21 protein-coding genes and 1 other RNA gene are annotated in these 18643 nt (G+C 55.5%); 16 read left to right on the plus strand and 6 right to left on the minus strand.

The features are described from left to right. Positions 1 to 132 precede the first annotated feature (132 nt). Genes LG290_RS05740 through hisD form a run of 4 tightly spaced genes read left to right on the plus strand, consistent with a single transcriptional unit; the run spans position 133 to position 3685 of the window. Positions 133 to 384 (plus strand): BolA family protein, encoded by a 252-nt coding sequence (locus LG290_RS05740; protein WP_499836612.1) that lies wholly within the window; start codon positions 133 to 135, stop codon positions 382 to 384. 11 nt (positions 385 to 395) lie between these two features. Continuing rightward, on the plus strand, positions 396 to 1658 hold the full coding sequence (gene murA, locus LG290_RS05745) for a UDP-N-acetylglucosamine 1-carboxyvinyltransferase (protein WP_499836613.1): 1263 nt from the start codon (positions 396 to 398) through the stop codon (positions 1656 to 1658). A gap of 25 nt (positions 1659 to 1683) precedes the next feature. Then, positions 1684 to 2343 carry an ATP phosphoribosyltransferase gene (hisG, locus tag LG290_RS05750; protein WP_499836614.1) on the plus strand — a complete coding sequence of 220 codons (660 nt, stop codon included), beginning with the start codon at positions 1684 to 1686 and terminating at the stop codon, positions 2341 to 2343. Positions 2344 to 2365: 22 nt separating this feature from the next. Beyond that, on the plus strand, positions 2366 to 3685 hold the full coding sequence (gene hisD, locus LG290_RS05755; protein ID WP_499836615.1) for a histidinol dehydrogenase: 1320 nt from the start codon (positions 2366 to 2368) through the stop codon (positions 3683 to 3685). 9 nt (positions 3686 to 3694) lie between these two features. Here the strand turns inward: hisD and LG290_RS05760 are convergent, their stop codons facing one another. Next, a complete protein-coding gene (locus LG290_RS05760; protein WP_499836616.1) occupies positions 3695 to 4948 on the minus strand; it encodes a Do family serine endopeptidase in 1254 nt (417 codons plus the stop codon). 140 nt (positions 4949 to 5088) lie between these two features. Between LG290_RS05760 and LG290_RS05765 the strand changes: the two genes are divergently transcribed. Further along, on the plus strand, positions 5089 to 5850 hold the full coding sequence (locus LG290_RS05765; RefSeq protein WP_160417059.1) for a Nif3-like dinuclear metal center hexameric protein: 762 nt from the start codon (positions 5089 to 5091) through the stop codon (positions 5848 to 5850). 100 nt (positions 5851 to 5950) lie between these two features. Here the strand turns inward: LG290_RS05765 and LG290_RS05770 are convergent, their stop codons facing one another. Further along, complete coding sequence (locus LG290_RS05770) at positions 5951 to 6403, minus strand: ZapG family protein (protein WP_499836617.1); 453 nt, start codon at positions 6401 to 6403, stop codon at positions 5951 to 5953. Between the two features lie 221 nt (positions 6404 to 6624). Here LG290_RS05770 and zapE point away from each other — a divergent pair, with 221 nt between their 5' ends. The 8 genes from zapE (at position 6625) to LG290_RS05810 (ending at position 13035) form a co-directional block, all read left to right on the plus strand. Further along, a complete protein-coding gene (gene zapE, locus LG290_RS05775) occupies positions 6625 to 7806 on the plus strand; it encodes a cell division protein ZapE (protein ID WP_499836618.1) in 1182 nt (393 codons plus the stop codon). A gap of 208 nt (positions 7807 to 8014) precedes the next feature. Continuing rightward, positions 8015 to 8443: a 50S ribosomal protein L13 gene (gene rplM / locus LG290_RS05780; protein ID WP_114487672.1), complete on the plus strand. Its 429-nt coding sequence runs from the start codon at positions 8015 to 8017 to the stop codon at positions 8441 to 8443. Between the two features lie 13 nt (positions 8444 to 8456). Then, positions 8457 to 8846 carry a 30S ribosomal protein S9 gene (gene rpsI / locus LG290_RS05785; RefSeq protein WP_114487671.1) on the plus strand — a complete coding sequence of 130 codons (390 nt, stop codon included), beginning with the start codon at positions 8457 to 8459 and terminating at the stop codon, positions 8844 to 8846. Positions 8847 to 9058: 212 nt separating this feature from the next. Continuing rightward, the gene (petA, locus tag LG290_RS05790) at positions 9059 to 9649 is read left to right on the plus strand and encodes a ubiquinol-cytochrome c reductase iron-sulfur subunit (protein WP_499837043.1); all 591 of its coding nucleotides are present in this window, start codon (positions 9059 to 9061) and stop codon (positions 9647 to 9649) included. Then, positions 9649 to 10908, plus strand: a complete 1260-nt coding sequence (locus LG290_RS05795) for a cytochrome b (protein ID WP_499836619.1) — start codon at positions 9649 to 9651, stop codon at positions 10906 to 10908. Before petA ends, LG290_RS05795 begins: the two co-directional genes overlap by 1 nt. Further along, complete coding sequence (locus LG290_RS05800; RefSeq protein ID WP_499836620.1) at positions 10908 to 11675, plus strand: cytochrome c1; 768 nt, start codon at positions 10908 to 10910, stop codon at positions 11673 to 11675. Before LG290_RS05795 ends, LG290_RS05800 begins: the two co-directional genes overlap by 1 nt. A 146-nt stretch (positions 11676 to 11821) precedes the next feature. After that, a complete protein-coding gene (sspA, locus tag LG290_RS05805; protein ID WP_114487668.1) occupies positions 11822 to 12448 on the plus strand; it encodes a stringent starvation protein SspA in 627 nt (208 codons plus the stop codon). Positions 12449 to 12510: 62 nt separating this feature from the next. Continuing rightward, positions 12511 to 13035: a ClpXP protease specificity-enhancing factor gene (locus tag LG290_RS05810; protein WP_499836621.1), complete on the plus strand. Its 525-nt coding sequence runs from the start codon at positions 12511 to 12513 to the stop codon at positions 13033 to 13035. 113 nt (positions 13036 to 13148) lie between these two features. Here the strand turns inward: LG290_RS05810 and LG290_RS05815 are convergent, their stop codons facing one another. Genes LG290_RS05815 through LG290_RS05830 form a run of 4 tightly spaced genes read right to left on the minus strand, consistent with a single transcriptional unit; the run spans position 13149 to position 16274 of the window. Next, complete coding sequence (locus tag LG290_RS05815) at positions 13149 to 13718, minus strand: BON domain-containing protein (protein WP_499836622.1); 570 nt, start codon at positions 13716 to 13718, stop codon at positions 13149 to 13151. Between the two features lie 59 nt (positions 13719 to 13777). Then, entirely contained in the window at positions 13778 to 14371 is a 594-nt protein-coding gene (locus LG290_RS05820; protein ID WP_160417052.1) for a phosphoheptose isomerase, read from the minus strand. A gap of 24 nt (positions 14372 to 14395) precedes the next feature. Next, complete coding sequence (locus LG290_RS05825; RefSeq protein ID WP_160417051.1) at positions 14396 to 14779, minus strand: YraN family protein; 384 nt, start codon at positions 14777 to 14779, stop codon at positions 14396 to 14398. Continuing rightward, entirely contained in the window at positions 14769 to 16274 is a 1506-nt protein-coding gene (locus tag LG290_RS05830) for a penicillin-binding protein activator (RefSeq protein ID WP_499836623.1), read from the minus strand. The genes LG290_RS05825 and LG290_RS05830 overlap by 11 nt, the downstream gene beginning before the upstream one ends. A 112-nt stretch (positions 16275 to 16386) precedes the next feature. Between LG290_RS05830 and rsmI the strand changes: the two genes are divergently transcribed. The 3 genes from rsmI to rsmH all read left to right on the plus strand — a co-directional run bounded on the left by rsmI (position 16387) and on the right by rsmH (position 18637). Continuing rightward, on the plus strand, positions 16387 to 17244 hold the full coding sequence (rsmI, locus tag LG290_RS05835; RefSeq protein WP_499837044.1) for a 16S rRNA (cytidine(1402)-2'-O)-methyltransferase: 858 nt from the start codon (positions 16387 to 16389) through the stop codon (positions 17242 to 17244). 32 nt (positions 17245 to 17276) lie between these two features. Beyond that, positions 17277 to 17631: RNase P RNA component class A (rnpB, locus tag LG290_RS05840), an RNA gene on the plus strand. 49 nt (positions 17632 to 17680) lie between these two features. Next, positions 17681 to 18637 carry a 16S rRNA (cytosine(1402)-N(4))-methyltransferase RsmH gene (gene rsmH / locus LG290_RS05845; RefSeq protein ID WP_499836624.1) on the plus strand — a complete coding sequence of 319 codons (957 nt, stop codon included), beginning with the start codon at positions 17681 to 17683 and terminating at the stop codon, positions 18635 to 18637. The last annotated feature ends 6 nt before the right edge of the window (positions 18638 to 18643 follow it).

The following is an 18643-nucleotide window of genomic DNA, read 5'->3' on the forward strand; positions in this document are numbered from 1 at the left end:
GGTTAATGTGGCTAACTATCCACATCGCCAAGCAAGGCGCTTTTCTTTATCATGTTCCATATTGATCTGCGGGTTCGTATCGAGCACGCAGCGTATCGTATTTTTTATTCCACCAAAGGAGTGTTGAATTCCATGCAACCCAATGAAGTCAAGTCACTGCTTGAGTCACGTCTGGATGGATGTGACGTCCACGTGCAAGGCGAGGGCTGCAACTTTCAGGTTGTAGCTGTGGGTGAGGTATTCGAAGGCCTGTCCCCGGTCAAGCGTCAGCAACTGGTTTATGCAGCGCTGAGCGATGAAATTGCTTCGGGCGCGTTACACGCCGTCAGCATCAAGACATATACACCGGCGCAATGGCAAACCGCGCCGGAAAATGCCCAATAAGGGCGGCTACCATGGATAAATTGATTATTACGGGTAGTGGCCGCGTCGACGGTGAGGTTTGGGTAAGTGGCGCCAAGAATGCCGCTTTGCCAATCTTGTGTGCCAGCTTGCTGGCTGATGGGCCGGTGGTCATCGGTAACTTGCCTCATCTTCAAGACATCACTACCACGCTTGAGTTGCTCGGACGAATGGGCGTTGAGCCGGTGATGGGCGATAAAATGACCATTCAGCTCGATGGTTCTCAGGTCAAGGATTGCCATGCACCTTATGAGCTGGTCAAGAAAATGCGCGCCTCCATCCTGGTGTTGGGGCCATTGCTGGCGCATTTCGGCAAGGCGGATGTATCGCTGCCGGGTGGTTGTGCGATTGGCTCACGCCCGGTAGACCTGCATATTCGGGGTCTCGAGGCGATGGGCGCTGACATTCGTGTGGAAAATGGTTATATCCGCGCTCGTGTTGATGGACGTCTTAAAGGCGCGGCTATTTTCTTCGATACCGTGACGGTTACCGGTACCGAAAACCTGCTGATGGCGGCGACCCTGGCTGAAGGTATGACGGTGTTGGAAAATGCCGCTCGTGAACCTGAAATCGTTGACCTGGCGGAATGTCTGATCGCCATGGGTGCTGATATTCGCGGCCATGGCAGCGATACCATTACCATCAACGGTGTCGAGAAGTTGCATGGTTGTGAGCACCAAGTCATGCCTGATCGTATAGAAACCGGTACCTTTCTGGTGGCGGCGGCCATGACCGGTGGGCGCGTCAAGGTCAAGCGTACGCGAGCCAATATTCTTGATGCAGTACTCGCCAAGTTGGAAGAGGCGGGTGCCGAGATCACCACCGGGGATGATTGGATAGCGCTGGATATGCATGGCAAACGGCCTCGCGCAGTCAATATTCGCACGGCACCCTACCCGGCATTTCCTACCGATATGCAGGCACAATTCGTCGCGATGAATGCAGTGGCTGTGGGAACCTCTCGAGTGGTCGAGACGATCTTTGAAAATCGTTTCATGCACGTTCAAGAACTTAACCGCATGGGTGCCAATATCGCTCTGGAGGGTAATACCGCGATGATTACTGGCGTCGAGCGGTTATCCGGTGCCCCGGTGATGGCGACCGACCTACGCGCCTCGGCATCGCTGGTGATTGCCGCCATGATGGCGGAAGGCGAAACCCTGGTGGATCGCATCTATCATATTGACCGGGGCTATGAGTGCATCGAGGAAAAACTCCAACTGCTGGGTGCGCGTATTCGCCGTATTCCGGGCTGATCCGCTTTCAACCATTGGCGACGACATGAGCAAGCAACTGATTCTGGCCCTTTCCAAAGGGCGTATTCTCGACGAAACCTTGCCACTGCTGGCGGATGCCGGTATCACACCGATTGAAGACTTGGGCAAGAGTCGCAAACTGTTATTCGACACCAACCTGCCCGACGTCAAGCTGGTGGTGATCCGCGCAACCGACGTGCCGACCTATGTGCAGCTGGGAGCTGCGGATATGGGCGTGGCGGGAAAGGACGTGCTGCTGGAACATGGCGCTGAAGGGTTGTATGAGCCCTTGGACTTGAATATTGCCCAGTGCAAGCTGATGACCGCCGGGATGGTGGGAGCGGCACCGGCCCATGCCCGTCGCAGGGTGGCGACCAAGTTCGTTAATGTGGCGCGGCGTTATTATGCCGAGCAGGGTATCCAGGCCGAAGTGATAAAGCTCTATGGCGCTATGGAGCTTGCGCCACTGATGAACCTTGCCGATGAGATCGTGGACATTGTGGATACCGGCAATACATTGCGAGCCAATGGTATGGAACCGCGCGAGTTGATCGATATGATCAGTACGCGTCTGGTGGTCAACAAGGCAGCGATGACCATGAAGCACGACAGGATCAAGCCCCTGATCGAGCGCTTGAGCGAGGCGGTAGCCAAGCGTCGAGCGTCAGCCACTCCCGTTAACTGAATGATGCAAGGAGCACCTTCGCATGAGCGAGCAATTTCCCCCGGTAGCAATGACCCGTTTAGCCACCCAAGAAGCGGATTTCAATCAGCATCTTGATAGGTTGTTGGCGTGGGAAGGGGTCTCCGATAGTACGGTTCAGCAACGCGTTCACGACATTCTGGCGGCAGTAAAGGAGCATGGCGATAGTGCCGTGATCGAAGCCACCAATCGTTTTGACCGTCTTGCTGTAACGAGCATGGAAGAACTGACGCTGTCGGCGGAACGCTTGCAGCAGGCCTACGAGGGTTTACCCGCTGTTCAACGAGAGGCATTGACCCAGGCAGCGGAGCGGATCCGTGTTTATCATGAACGGCAAAAACCCACATCCTGGCAATATGAAGAGGCTGACGGCACTGTGCTGGGGCAAAAGGTGACGCCGCTGGACCGTGCCGGTATTTACGTGCCGGGAGGCAAGGCCGCTTATCCATCGTCGGTATTGATGAATGCCATTCCCGCCCATGTTGCCGGTGTGCGTGAGATCGTCATGGTGGTGCCCACCCCGGACGGTATTCTCAACGAGCTGGTGCTGGCCGCAGCTCATCTGGCAGGGGTTGACCATGTTTTCACTGTCGGTGGGGCTCAGGCGGTAGCCGCCCTTGCCTATGGTACCCAGACCGTGCCTCGCGTGGACAAAGTGGTCGGCCCCGGTAACATCTACGTGGCCACGGCCAAGCGTGCCGTCTTCGGGCAGGTGGGCATCGACATGATCGCAGGCCCCTCGGAAATTCTCGTCGTATCGGATGGAAAGACCGATAGTGACTGGTTGGCAATGGACCTGTTTTCTCAAGCCGAACACGATGAAGATGCCCAGGCTATCCTGGTCAGCTGGGACGCCGCCCACCTGGATGCTGTCGCTGAATCGATTGAGCGGTTGCTCCCCACCATGGAGCGCGAGGCAATCATACGGCAGTCCCTGGCTCGGCGTGGTGCCCTGATTCACTGCAATGACCCGGACGAGGCGCTTATGCTGATCAACCGGATTGCGCCGGAACACTTGGAGCTTTCTGTGGAAGCGCCGGAATCCTGGTTAAGCGAAATCCGCCATGCAGGCGCAATCTTCATGGGGCGCTATACCGCCGAAGCATTGGGCGATTACTGTGCCGGCCCCAACCATGTGTTGCCGACTTCGGGTACTGCGCGTTTTTCCTCACCGTTGGGCGTGTACGATTTCCAGAAGCGCTCTTCGATCATCCATTGCTCGGCAGCAGGTGCCTCTGAGCTTGGCAAGTTGGCCTCCACCTTGGCGCGTGGCGAATCGCTCACTGCTCACGCGCGTTCGGCTGAGTACCGTATTGGTAATTAACCCAACGGCTCAGGGTGTGGGCCCGTCTCGCTCTGCCCGGCGCTGTGTTTCCAGGTAGGGTGCCGGGCGCTCGCCTACCTCAAGTGTTATCTGCAGGCGTTCGCCACCGCGCACCACGGTAAGCGGGAGCGTGGTGCCAGGGGGGATCGAAGCGATCTCGCTCATGGTCGTGGGGGCATCCATGATAGGGCGCCCATTCACCTCAAGCAGTACATCCCCAGGTTGTAGTCCGGCTTCTGCCGCCGGGCCGCCTTCCACTACACTGGAAACAATCACTCCCTGAGGGGTGCGTAGCCCAAAAGACGCAGCCAATTCGCGGGATAATGCTTGGGCTTCAATGCCCAGCCAGCCACGAATCACCCGTCCTTGAGTGACAAGTTCATCCAGGATGCTGTGAGCCAGGTTGGCTGGAATTGCGAAGCCAATGCCTTGCGAGCCACCCGAGCGGGAAAATATTGCAGTATTGATTCCGACCAGGGCCCCCTCAGCATTGACCAGGGCGCCCCCGGAGTTGCCGGGGTTAATTGCCGCATCAGTCTGAATGAAGTCCTCATAAGCGTTAAGCCCTAGATGGTTGCGCCCTGTTGCGCTGATGATTCCCATGGTCACGGTCTGACCGACCCCAAAAGGATTGCCGATAGCCAAGGCAACGTCACCCACGGCCACTGCCGTGGAATCGGCCAATGTAATACTTGGCAAGCTCTCAAGGGGAATGCGCAACACTGCCAGGTCGCTTTCGGGGTCAGTGCCTATCACTTCGGCCAAGGTTTCTCTACCGTCACGCAGGGCCACCTGTATTTCATCGGCACCGCTGATCACGTGATGATTGGTCAATACATAACCATCTTGGCTGACGATGACGCCAGACCCAAGGCTTGACAGCATGCGTTGCTGATTAGTGGTGTCGTCACCGCCAAAAAACTGCTGGAAGAAAGGATCGGACATCAACGGATGCTGGTCGCGTTCAACGATACGTGAAGAATAGATATTGACCACCGCAGGCGCTGCCTGATTGACCGCATCGGCATAACTGACAGGCCCTTGTATGCTGGACAGTGGTGCCGCTTGGCGGATTTCAGGAGCCGAGCGAGAAAGCTCCTGCTCCGCTGTAGGCACCAAAGAAAGCGGTGGAGACGAGGGCGTTTCGGGCCTGGTAGGGCTTAATGGCGAAGATAATTGCTCGGGAAAGGCGATAAGCAGCAGGCCGGCGAGCAGAACTCCGGCAATGACGGGCCAGATATAAGGCAGCATTAAACGTGGCATGCAACGTTTCCCTTGGTCCAGGCAATGGCTCACAGTAACCATGCCGATATTTTACAATGACGTTATCGTAACACTTTCAGTTCGACGCATTCAGATCGACGAACGTTAAACAAGAAAAGACTAACCTGAGGAGAAGGTGCATGGTGGAAAGCGCTAGGTTGGTGGCTGCCTGTGATAACGAGCTGCATATAAAGCGTTTCAAAGATTTCACTCTCAATGGGTTACAGGTGTCTGGGCGCGAGCATGTGACGCGTGTCATGACGGGAGTGACTGCCTGCCAGGCCTTGCTGGACGAGGCCGTAGCTTGGAACGCCGATATGCTGTTGGTACATCATGGATATTTTTGGAAAAACGAACCGCTGGCAATTACCGGTATGAAGCAACGACGCATCAAGACGTTGTTGACCCATGATATCAATCTGGTGGCTTACCACCTGCCTCTGGATGCTCACGCCGTTCTGGGTAATAACGCTGAATTGGCGCGTCATCTTGGCTGGCAAGTCGAGGGTTGTATCGATGCTGAGCTCGGGGAAGGTCTGTTATGGAAAGGGCGTCTGCCGCAGCCTATGACAAGCGGTGAGCTTGCGCAGCAGCTGACGCAAAAGCTAGGCCGTGAACCATTGTTGATTGAAGCATCTTCCGAACAGCCCATCGAGCGCGTGGCATGGTGCACAGGAGGTGCGCAGGACATGATCGGCGCAGCATATGAAGGCGGTGCCCAGGCGTTTATCTCCGGCGAGATATCGGAACGAACCACGCATCTGGCGAGAGAGATGGGGATTCATTATCTGGCTGCTGGGCATCACGCCACTGAACGTTACGGCATTCAGGCATTAGGCGAGTGGCTATCTCGCGAGTATGGCGTCATGCACCGTTTCGTGGACATTCCAAACCCCGCCTAAGCGGGGCTGGATAGTTTGGGGTATCTGCTATAGATAGAAGGTGTCACGCTGGTAAGCGACGCTTGGCGCCAGACGCAAACGGCACTCGCTGTCACCGGACTCAATAGCGTGGCGGCTGTGGCGCTTCCTGGTTGTCTCTGAGGCCGAAGTCTTCGGAAAGCGTACCACTGCTGCCGTCCGCATAGTCGCGTGGCACGCTGGGCGGCGTTTCACCTGAAGTCGAGTCTGTCGGCTGAGAGCGCGCATCCTGTCCTGGTACGTCCAGGCGGGATGAAACACCTTCCAGTTGCCAGCGGCTGGCATCGTCATTGAGTTGATTTTCCAGTTGATCCGCTTCATGACGAATATTGTTGAGACGCTGTTGAATGCTGAGCAGGTTTTCCCCCATACCGCCCTTAAGTTCGGCTAGCTGGTGGTCTCGCTCCAGTAGTTTCTGCCTCATTTTCTGGATTTCACGGTGGCTTTTGCTAAATAAGCGATAACCGACTATTCCAATCACAATACCGATTACGATGCCGATAATGGCAAACGTCAGCTGGGTGTTTGTTTCCACGTTATTCTCCCTGGCGCCTAAACATGCCGGATACTGGTGTAATGAATATCCCGATAAAAGGGCGTTAAGTAAACCCCGGCAACACCATTATAGAGGGCAGGTTAATAGTCGGGTCAATCCAATCATGCGCTTAGCATGCAGTCGGCGTATAATTATCGCCTCTTGAGGGCGCAGCCGGAGTGACTGCGCCATCTATATTTCACGCCGTCGGGGGAAGCTGGATGAACGCAACGCCAACGACCGAGCGGGGAGCGACCAGGCCCGCTACACCAGTAGAGCGCTATCGTGCCGATCTGGCGCGGGACGACTTTGCCTACGACCCAGCTCAGGAAGCTGCTGTTGCCCATTTGCAGCGATTGTACGATGAGTTGGTGGCGACGCCCGCGCCTACACCAAAATCCGTGGTGGCGACTAAAGGATTAAAGGCCCGCATGGCGGGGTTGTTGGGAAGAAAGCCTGATACGAACGGCGCTCTTTCGGAGCCCGCAATACGTGGCTTGTATTTCTGGGGAGGAGTAGGGCGGGGCAAGACCTATCTGGTGGATACTTTCTATGAAGCCTTGCCCTTTCCCGAGAAGATGCGCACGCACTTTCATCGCTTCATGCAGCGTGTGCATAATGAATTAGGCCATTATAAGGGAGAGAAGAACCCTTTGGCCTTGATTGCCGGAAAATTTGCCTCCGAGGCGCGTGTCATTTGTTTCGATGAATTTTTCGTCAAGGACATCACCGATGCAATGATTTTGGCAAACCTTCTGGAAGCATTGCTCGAGCGTGGTGTGGTGCTGGTGACTACCTCCAATATCGTGCCTGATCAGCTCTACAAGGACGGCTTGCAGCGTGCCCGCTTTCTACCGGCAATCGAGCTGCTGAAGCGTCATTGCCGGGTAGTCAATGTCGACTCGGGTGTGGATTATCGGCTGCGAGCCCTGGAGAGGGCGGAAATCTTTCATTCGCCGCTGGATGAAGCCGCCGAAAAGGAATTGGCGCGCAGTTTTCGTGAAATTGCCGGTCACCCAGGGGAAGCTAATGCTCCTTTGGAAATCAATCATCGTGTTCTCACCGCGCGCTGTCTTCATGACGACGTAGTGTGGTTCGAGTTTGCCGAATTATGTGATGGGCCGCGAAGTCAGAACGACTATATCGAGCTTGCACGTGAGTTTCATACCGTACTGGTCTCCAATGTAAAACAAATGGATGCAAGCAAGGATGACCAGATACGGCGTTTCATCAATATGGTCGATGAGTTCTATGATCGGGGTGTCAAGCTGTTGATGTCGGCGGAAGTGCCGGTGGCGCAGCTATATCTGGATGGACGTTTGAAGTTCGAGTTCCAGCGTACGCTGTCGCGCCTGGAGGAGATGCAGTCCCACGAATATCTGGCTTTGGCTCACAAGCCTTGAGCGCCTCTTGCCGTGACGACTGAAATGTTGCTGGTTGTGCTTAACTTGGGACAAGGGTTGATGTAGAATACCGCCTCGCATTACAGCATTACGTTGTTGGCTCTAATGGCGGCAAGCCAGCAGAAGTCGCAACCAAAAAAAATAGGGACGGTTTATCCTCGGTTTATCGAGGAAAGAACCCAATACACTTAATCTGGTGATTCCATCCATGAAGACGTTCAGTGCTAAGCCGCAGTCCGTCCAGCGCGACTGGTATGTTGTCGACGCTAAGGACAAGACGCTCGGTCGTCTGGCTACCGAAATTGCTCGCCGTTTGCGCGGTAAGCACAAGCCCGAATTTACCCCTCACGTTGATACTGGCGACTACATCGTCGTGATCAACGCCGAGAAAGTCCATGTGACCGGTAACAAGGCCAAGGCGAAAACCTATTATCGCCACACCGGTTATCCGGGCGGCCTGCGTTCCATGACCTTCGACAAGATGATTGCTTACGCTCCCGAGCGCGTTATCGAGTCTGCGGTCAAGGGCATGCTGCCCAAGGGCCCCATGGGCCGTGCCATGTACACCAAGCTCAAAGTATATGCCGGTGCCGAGCATCCGCATGCTGCCCAGCAGCCGCTTGAACTGAACCTCTGAGGAAAGCTTCGCCATGACTCAACAGTATTATGGTACCGGGCGCCGCAAGACTTCCACTGCCCGTGTGTTTCTGAAGCCGGGCTCCGGCAAGATCGTCGTCAATAATCACGACCTGGATTCATATTTCGGTCGGGTTACCGGTCGTATGGTGGTTCGTCAGCCGCTCGAATTGACCGACACTTTGAACCAGTTCGACGCCTACGTCACTGTCGCCGGTGGTGGTGGTTCTTCACAGGCAGGGGCTATCCGTCACGGCATCACACGTGCCTTGATGGTGTATAACGAGGACTTCCGTCCTGCCCTGCGTGAAGCTGGTTATGTAACGCGCGATGCGCGCCAGGTTGAACGCAAGAAAGTCGGCCTGCGCAAAGCACGCCGTCGCCCGCAGTTCTCCAAGCGTTAATTTTACGCTATGCGGCAAAACGCCCGGGTCTATTGGCCTGGGCGTTTTTGTTTTAATATCAGTGGATTATGTTCTTTCTACCACCTTAGTCAAGGCTTCTTGTCCTTGTGCGAAGCGGCATGATTTTTTAACATAGAGCACATTTGATATCCGTCGCCCCGGAATGCCTTCCTTGGGGTAACGTAGCGGATAAGCTGATGGGAGAAACCTTAATGGCAGATAACGGCGTAAACAAAGGCCGGCGCCGTTTCCTCGTGGGCGCTACTACCGTGGTAGGTGCGGTAGGTGCTGTCGGGGTTGCGGTCCCCTTTGTGGTTTCCTGGCAGCCCAGTGCCAGGGCGAGAGCGGCGGGTGCGCCGGTTCGAGCAGATATTTCCAAGCTTGAAGCGGGGCAGCGGATGACCGTCGAGTGGCGTGGACGTCCCATATGGGTTATCAATCGTACGCCCGAAATGCTTGAGCGTACCTTGGGTATCGAATCGGAGCGGTTGGCTGATCCAGATTCAAGTGTTCCGCAGCAGCCTGCATATGCTTCTAGTGAGCTGCGCTCCATTCGTCCGGAAATCGGTGTTTTGATCGGTATCTGTACTCACTTGGGTTGCTCGCCTTTGTATCGCCCCGAGCCTGAAGCGGCAGTAACCGATAACTGGCCGGGTGGTTTCTTCTGTCCATGCCACGGTTCCTACTTTGACCTGGCGGGCCGTGTGTTCGTCAATGTGCCGGCACCCACCAATCTGGAAGTGCCCCCGTACCGCTTTGAAGGCGACGACATTATCGTCGGCGAAGATGAGGAGGCTGCCTGATGGGTAACCCGAACAAAGCCAAGGCGGAAAGCGGCTTCATGCGCTGGATTGATGACCGCTTTCCCGCCACACAGATGGTTCAGGAGCACCTGACCCAGTATTACGCTCCCAAGAATTTCAATTTCTTCTATATTTTCGGTGTGTTGGCCATGGTGGTGCTGGTCAATCAGATACTCACCGGTGTCTGGTTGACCATGAGCTACAACCCTTCTGCTGAAGGTGCCTTTGCCTCCGTTGAATACATCATGCGGGATGTCGAATTCGGTTGGTTGATCCGCTATATGCATTCCACCGGGGCCACGGCATTTTTTGCAGTGATCTATCTACATATGTTTCGGGCATTGATGTATGGCTCCTACAAGGCGCCGCGTGAGTTGATCTGGATCTTCGGCATGGCAATTTACCTTGCCTTGATGGCGGAAGCTTTCATGGGTTACCTCTTGCCTTGGGGGCAGATGTCCTACTGGGGAGCCCAAGTAATCATTTCGCTGTTCTCAGCGATTCCGGTGATCGGTGGAGATCTTACCCAGTGGATACGCGGTGACTTTTTGATTTCCGGCATCACTTTGAACCGCTTCTTTGCCTTGCATGTGGTGGCGTTGCCCATCGTTATTCTGGCACTGGTAGTGCTGCACATTATTGCTTTGCATGAGGTGGGTTCCAACAACCCGGATGGGGTCAATATCAAGGCTAAGAAAGATGAAACCGGCAAGCCGCTGGATGGCATTCCCTTTCATCCTTACTACACCGTGAAGGACTTGGTGGGTATTGCCATTTTCTTGTTTGTCTTCGCTGTTGTAATCTTCTACTTTCCGGAAGGTGGGGGCTATTTCCTCGAGAAGCCTAACTTTGAACCTGCCAACCCACTCGTGACCCCTGATCACATTGCGCCGGTTTGGTACTTCACGCCTTTCTACGCCATCCTGCGCGCCATTACGTTCAGCCTGTTCGGCCTGGATGCAAAGTTCCTCGGCGTTCTCTTTATGGGCGGTGCCATTGCGGTTCTGTTCGTGCTGCCATGGCTGGACCGTAGCCCGGTTCTGTCCATTCGTTACAAAGGCTGGATGTCCAAGGTGGCGCTAGCGGTATTTGCCATAAGCTTCATCATCCTGGGAATTCTCGGGGCATTGCCGACAACAGCTGCGCGCACTGTGGTGGCTCAGATTTGCACTGCCCTGTACTTCGCCTTCTTCATGCTGATGCCTATATACACCAAGCTGGAGAAGACCAAACCCGTTCCGGAAAGGGTGACTGGCTAATGAAAAAGCAACTGTTTGCACTGCTATTTGCCCTGATGCCTTTCACGGCATGGGGGGCTGGCGGAGGGGACCTTCCTCACTCGATGACGCCCGATCTGCAGGATCAGGATTCACTTCAGCGTGGGATGAAGCTTTATGTAAACTATTGCATGGGTTGTCATTCCTTGGAGCATCAACGCTTTGCGCGGGCTGCGGAAGATCTGGGGATACCACAGGATCTGGTGGAAGATAATTTAATCTTCTCGTCCAGCCTGGCCTTCAATGACCAGATGCATAACGCCATGAAGAATGAAGATGGTGAAAACTGGTTTGGTGCGCCGCCGCCGGACCTGACGCTGCGCTCAAGGGTGCGAGGCACCGATTGGATTTATTCTTACCTGCTGAGTTTCTACAAGGATCCAAGTCGTCCTTTCGGGGTCAACAATTCAGTCTTCGAGTTGGTGGCCATGCCTAACGTGCTTGAGCCCTTGCAGGGGGTTCAGGAGAAGGTCTGTGCCGCGGTGGATCGTCCTGTCGAAGGCGCTGAGCTTGATCCCTTGACGGGCAAGTACCAGGCCTGTGGCGTACTTCAAGTGACTCAGCCGGGCAGCATGGAGCCGGCTGAGTTCGAAGAAGTGGCCTACGACCTGACCAACTTTCTGGCTTACGTCGGTGAGCCTTCCAAGCTCCAGGCTCAAGCCTTGGCTCCCAAGGTGCTGATATTCATCTTTATTTTCGGAGTTATCGCTTATCTGCTCAAACGCGAGTATTGGCGAGACGTACACTGATCATTGACTGATCAGATCATCAGGGCGCACGGTGAAAACCGCGCGCCCTTTGTGTTTTTATATAGAGTGAATGCTGGTACATGTCTTCGCCTAACTTGGTGTGGGCATGTTATTATCAACGCTTGATTTGATGCGAGGATGGTTTCATGGGTGTTGTGGCCAAACGGTCGTCGATGATTTTTTATTCAGGCAGTGATGATCATTTCAGTCATCGCGTGCGTATCGTGCTGGCCGAGAAAGGCGTCGCCGTGGATATTGTGGAAGTCAACGACGAACAACCGCCGGAAGAGTTGGCTGACCTGAATCCCTATAACAGTGTTCCGACACTGCTGGATCGTGATTTAGTGTTGTATGAATCCAAGGTGATGATGGAATACCTGGATGAGCGCTTTCCGCATCCTCCGCTGCTGCCGGTATACCCGGTGGCGCGAGCGCAAAGTCGTTTGTGGATGCACCGTATCGAGCGTGAGTGGTGCCCCATGGTCGAGCAGATCCGTACGGGTGGAAAAAAAGAAGCGGACAAGGCGCGCAAGGAGCTACGGGAGAGCCTGATCGGTATTTCACCTATTTTTGAAGACATGCCGTTTTTCATGAGTGAAGAATTCACTCTGGTAGATTGCTGCTTGACGCCGATCTTGTGGCGTTTGCCCGATCTCAATATCGAGTTGCCTGAAAAGCAGGTGCAGCCATTACTGAGCTACATGAAGCGCGTTTTTGAGCGTGATGCCTTCAAGGCGTCATTGAGCGAACGTGAAAAAGAAATGCGATCCTGAACCCGTCGGCTCCGGAGAGATAGACTCAAACCGGGGCTTTCAACTCTAGGAAGGAGCGCGCGATGCATTCAAGCCGTCCTTATCTCGCCAGAGCGCTTTATCAGTGGCTACTGGACAATGAACTGACGCCTTATCTGGTGGTGGATGCGGACTTGCCCGGTGTCGAAGTGCCGCGCCAATTCGTTCAGAATGGGCAAATCGTGCTTAATGTGGCGCCCACGGCAGTGCGCGATTTCTTCATGGAAAACCAGGCTGTTGGTTTTAATGCACGCTTTGGCGGCCAGCCGATGCAAGTGATGATACCCACTGAGGCGCTGATTGCCATTTATGCGCGCGAGAATGGCGTAGGAATGGTCTTCGGTCATGAGCCGGTATTGGCTCCTTCTGGCGAGGCTAATGAAAGCGAGCCAGCATCTCGTGGAAACCGGCGCCCTGAGCTGAGTATTACCCAGCCGACCGAGGGGAATGAGGATCAAGAGGTGCCCGAGCCTGCTGAGCCGAAGGACACGGGTAGCTCCGATAGCAACAAGCCTAGTTCGGATAGCAAGGCATCCAGAAAACGCCCGACGTTGCGAGTTATAAAGTAATGGATGGAAGCTAGGATAGCTGAAAACAAAACGGGCCCTGGCAAACACATTGTCGGGGCCCGTTTTGTTGTGCTGAGCATTATTGTCTAGTGAGGGCGCTATATCTGGAAATATCAGTCCAGATAGTCGAATGCCTTGACGATGCGCTGAACGCCATTCACGTTGGAGACCGTCCGAACAATACGCTCCGCTTCTTCACGGCTGACAATGCCCATTAAATAAACACTGGCGTTTTCAGTGGTTACCTTAAGCTTGGAAGAGTCGATACGGTCGTTGGTGGCAAGTTGACTAATGACATTCGTGGTCAGCCAGGCATCTGTTAGCCGTTGGCTGGCCGACAGGTTGCCTGCCACAGTCAGCTCGTTGTGCACTTCATTCACACCGCGCAAATTTTCGGTGACTTCCTCGGCGCGTTCCTTGAGTTCCTGGCTAGGCACTTGCCCTACCAGCAATACCTTGCCATTGAAGCTGTGCGGGCGGATGCGCGCATCGTCCAGGCGAGCATCGGCGCGTGCCAAGGCGCGGCCGACTTCGCGCTCCACTGTGCTGTCAATGGCTTCTACGTCCTCGCTGCGTTGGCCATAATTGGTTTGGTCGGCCATATTGGTGGCGCAGCCGCCGATCAACAGTGACAGGCAGACGCCGGCCGCTGCCATCCATCTAGTACGTGATTGATAACTCATGCATACACTCCTTGCTACAGCGATGTTCTTGGGATTTGAAGGCGGTGTCATCAAACACGCTAGTCGGTACCACCAAATAATTGTTCATCAATCAGGTCACACAGACAGTGTATTACTAATAAATGTACTTCCTGGATGCGGGCGGTCGAGGTCGCGGGTACACGGATTTCACAGTCATCCTGACCCAGCAAGGATGCCATATTGCCACCATCTCTACCGGTCAAGGCAACCACCGTCATATCTCGGTCATGAGCGGCTTGAATCGCCTGAATGATGTTGCCGGAGTTGCCGCTGGTCGAGATGGCCAGCAGGACGTCGCCGGGCTGGCCCAGTGCGCGAATCTGTTTGGAAAACACCTCGTTGTAGCTGTAATCATTGGCAATTGACGTCAAGGTGGAAGAGTCGGTCGTCAGAGCCAATGCCGGAAGGCTGGGGCGTTCACGCTCGAATCGGTTCAATAGCTCCGAGGAAAAATGCTGGCTGTCGCCTGCACTCCCGCCATTGCCGCAGGCGAGTATCTTGCCTTCGCTAACCAAGCTCTGCACCATCATCTGACTGGCTACTTCGATGAAAGGAGGAAGCACTTCGCTGGCGTAGGTCTTGGTATCAATGCTGGCATTGAAGTGCTCGAGTATACGTGTCTGAAAGTCCATGAGGGCTTCCTGGTCCAAAGGGGGTCAAAACGCATCGAAGGCTGCCTTGACCCAGGTAAAAGACAGGTCGGGAAGCGTGCCGGTGACGGCCAAGACATCGAAGCGGCAACCACATGATAGCTTGTTGCGCGCCAGATAAAAACGCGCTGCGCGCACCAGACGCTGTTGCTTTCGCGGGGTGACGGTTTCCAATGGATGGCCGTAGCGACTAGTGACCCGATGTTTGACTTCGACAAACACCAGGGTTTCGCCGTCACGCATCACCAGGTCAAGCTCGCCGCCCTTGGCGTGCTGATTACTGGCCAGCAAGACCAAGCCTTGCTGGCCCAGCCACTGAGCGGCAATGCGTTCCATGGCCGCGCCTCGAGCGCGAGCCGTTCGTGAATCGGTTTTTGGATCAGTCGGCATGGTTCAAGCCGGGAGTCAGAATGGGGCGGGGTACGCCATTCTGGAATTTGGCCCAGGGTAGCTCACGGCGAATGCGTCCGTCAGCGGTGAGGCGCAAGGTGCCGGTGCTGCCTTGCAGGCCATTTTCCAATACGGCGGGAGTAGCAAGTCCCAACGCGATTTCCAGGGCGTCCACTCCCATTGCCATCAAGCGAAACATGGAGGCATCGGCTTTGTCTTGCAGGCTCTGGTAGGTGTTATAGAACGGTAAGGCTTCTTTACCACCCACAGCAGCGTCCGGAATCTGCCAAGGAATATCCATGAACATCACGTCATCCAGGTCTTTGTCCAGCCGTGGCTGCAGGCGACCTTCGTGTAGATGGGATGTTGCGTAAATCGGCAGGTTTTGAGCGTAATAATAGTCCAGCGTAGGCGGTACCTGGCGGGCATACTCGGGCAGGGCGAGCAAGAACAGGATGTCGATATTGCCCAGGCGAGCGCGTTCGCCGCTGACATTCAGGGCAGTGCGTACCGCAGGGGAAACGGCATTATCGGGCTGATAGCGTATTGCATTGGTGATGTCGCCGCCTTGACGTTGCCATTGATTCCAGAAGGCTTCACCGACACGGCGCCCCCACTCATTGTCGGGGACCATGAGAGCAGCTTGGCGATGGCCGTCCTGCCAGGCGCGCTCAGCGGCTTGGCGTGCTTCGTCTTCAGCAGAAAGGCCGTATTGGAATAAACGGCGTGCCTGGTTGTGCTCGCCGCTGCCATAGTTCAATGCCAGTGTAGGCAACGGAACGCTATCACGTTGCTCAAGCTGGCTGACTTTTTCCTTGTCGAGTGGACCGATCACCAGCTGGGCACCCATTTGGCGTGCGCGGTCATAGAGCGCATCCAGGCTTTCCCGAGAAGTATTCATGAAGCTTAACTGAACCGAGGTGTCGCTCAGCTGCTGATGGCGTTGCATGGCCATGGCAATCGTGTCGGCTACATTGGAAAGCGGGCCTGTTTCGGGTAGAAAGACCGCAATATGGCGAATTTCCTGGCCCTCTAATTCGGGCAATGCCAAGAGAGCAGGGTCTGGTTGGTCCAGCACAGCTCTGGCCCAGTCTCGACGTTCAGCAAGGGTTCGTTGCTGGGCGGCACTCATAGGTAATTCATCATCCAGCACTTGCGTGGCTCTAAGAACGGCTCTGGGGTCGTCTTCGCCTCTAGCCAGTTCCGAAAACAGCAATGCCCAGCGCACGCGCGCTTGTTGGGCAAGGTTGCTTTCCTCGATGTTGCCGGCAATCTCGAGGGCCTGCTCCCGCCGGCCTTGGCGAGCGAGAATATCGGCTGCTTCCAGGCGAGTTATGGCTGCTTGCTCGGGGGCCTGCTGAGCGGCTTGTTCCAATAGCTGGTTGGGATCGCCTTCGGGAAGGCGATCTACGGGGAAGGGAGGTTGTAGGGTGCAACCGGCGACCAGCAAGGTAATTAGCGTGGTGGCCAACAGGCCACGCAATGAATGTTTCATGTATCCTTCCTCAATTCCCGTTTACGCTTTCGTTGGTAAGTCACCTGTTAGTGAGCTATTGCACAAGCATAGCGCACCGTTAGTGCAAGCCATCCACAAATCAGGAGTCATGATGACACACAAGAAGGCCGGCACATTGTACGTGGTTGCCACGCCAATTGGGAATCTGGAGGACATGACGCCCCGGGCCGCACGCATTTTGGCGGAAGTGGATCGAGTGGCAGCGGAAGACACGCGCCACAGCGGCCGGCTGTTGACGCATCTCGGTGTAAAGGTTCCCATGCTGTCGCTGCATGAGCATAACGAAGCCCAGCGTGTAGAAACATTGGATGCTTACTTGGAAGCCGGCGAAAATATCGCCTTGATCAGTGATGCCGGTACTCCATTGATCAGCGACCCGGGGTTCGTGCTGGTGCGTGAATTACGAGCGCGCAACCGTCATGTCGTGCCCCTGCCGGGTGCCTGTGCCTTGGTCACGGCACTTTCCGGGGCGGGGTTGCCTACCGACCGCTTCGTGTTCTGTGGGTTTCTTCCTGCCAAGCAAGGTGCGCGTCGCCAGCAGTTGGTCGAAAGGAAAGCTCGAGCGGAAACATTGGTGTTCTATGAGTCACCGCACCGTATCCAGGCAACGTTGGAAGCCCTACATGAACAGTTCGGTGGGCGACGCATCGTGTTGGCGCGAGAACTCACCAAGACGTTTGAAACCTTCCTGCAAGGCACCGCGAGTGAATTACTGGCAACACTCGAAGAAGATCCCAATCAGGCGCGCGGCGAATTTGTAGTGATGGTCGAGGGCAACAAGGCCGAGATGGATTCGGAATGCCAGGAAATAAAGGCCCAGACGTTACTCGATGCCTTGCTTGCCGAAGGCGTTGGCGTCAAGCAGGCGGCCTCGGTGGCAGCTCGTTTGATGGGGGGACGCAAGCAAGTCTGGTATGCGCGCCTGCAAGCAATCAAAAGCGGGGATTGAGGGTAAGCCAAGGCACTGGTATGCTTGCCGCCGGAGTTGGCCAGACAGTCGCCGCTGAGGTGTTAAAACCTCAGGGGAGGAAAGTCCGGGCTCCATAGGGCAGAGTGCCAGGTAACCCCTGGGCGGCGTGAGCCGACGGAAAGTGCAGCAGAGAGTAGACCGCCTAAGCCTTTCGAGGCCGGTAAGGGTGAAAGGGTGCGGTAAGAGCGCACCGCGCGCCTGGTAACAGTGCGTGGCATGGTAAACCCCACTCGGAGCAAGACCAAATAGGAACCCGTTGGCGTGGCCCGCGCTGGGTTCGGGTAGGTTGCTTGAGCATTGTGGTGACGCAATGCCTAGAGGAATGACTGTCCACGACAGAACCCGGCTTATCGGCCGACTCCCCCTCTTATCAGGGCTGCATGCTTGTGCACCCATTCAACCGTGTGAGATGTACATGCCTTCACCTGACGCTGAACAGGTCGTTTCCGGCTTTCGCCATGCCAGTGTGTTACTGGACGGAGCCGTGGAGGCACTGGTGAATGATCCCGAGGGTGTCTATCTGGATGGCACCTTTGGTCGTGGTGGCCATTCGCGTGCCATTCTGGCGCGCCTGGGGTCTTCCGGCCGGTTGTTGGCCATGGATCGTGACCCCCAGGCAATCGAAGAAGCACGACACCTCGATGATCCGCGTTTTTTCATTACCCAGCGCGATTTTGCCCGTTTGGGTGAGTTCGCAATGGAGCAGGGCGTGCATGGCAAGCTTGCCGGCGTGCTGCTGGATGTCGGTGTATCATCCCCCCAGTTGGATGACCCCGAACGTGGTTTCAGTTTCATGCGCGATGGCCCGCTTGATATGCGCATGGACCCCTCTCATGGGCAGAGTGCCGCTGATTTCCTGGTGCGTGCCAAGGAAACGGAAATCGCTCAGGTATTCAAGACCTATGGTGAGGAGCGCTTTGCCAAACGCTTGGCGCGTGCGGTGGTGGAGCGCCGTAGTGAAAAGCCCTTTGAGCGTACTGTCGATCTGGCCGAGGTGTTGAAAGCCGCTCACCCGGCGTGGGAAAAGGGTAAACATCCAGCCACGCGGGCTTTCCAGGCCCTGCGCATTTATCTCAATCAAGAGCTTGAGCAGCTCGATGCCGCGCTTGAAGCCGCCCTTGAAGCGCTGGCTCCAGGCGGGCACCTTGTTGTAATCAGCTTTCATTCCCTGGAAGATCGCCGAGTAAAGCGTTTCATTCGCCGGCACGTACGTGGTGATACTGACGTGCCACGTGGCGTTCCGCTTCGCGATGATCAGCTCAACCGCCGCCTGGTAGGTCTGGGCAAAGGCCAGCGCCCCGGGCCGAGTGAAGTCGATGCCAATCCACGTGCGCGTAGTGCCGTCATGCGAGCGGCACGAAAACTGGCGTAAGCGGTC

The organism is Halomonas sediminis, from assembly GCF_044871105.1.
Lineage (GTDB): Bacteria > Pseudomonadota > Gammaproteobacteria > Pseudomonadales > Halomonadaceae > Vreelandella > Vreelandella zhuhanensis.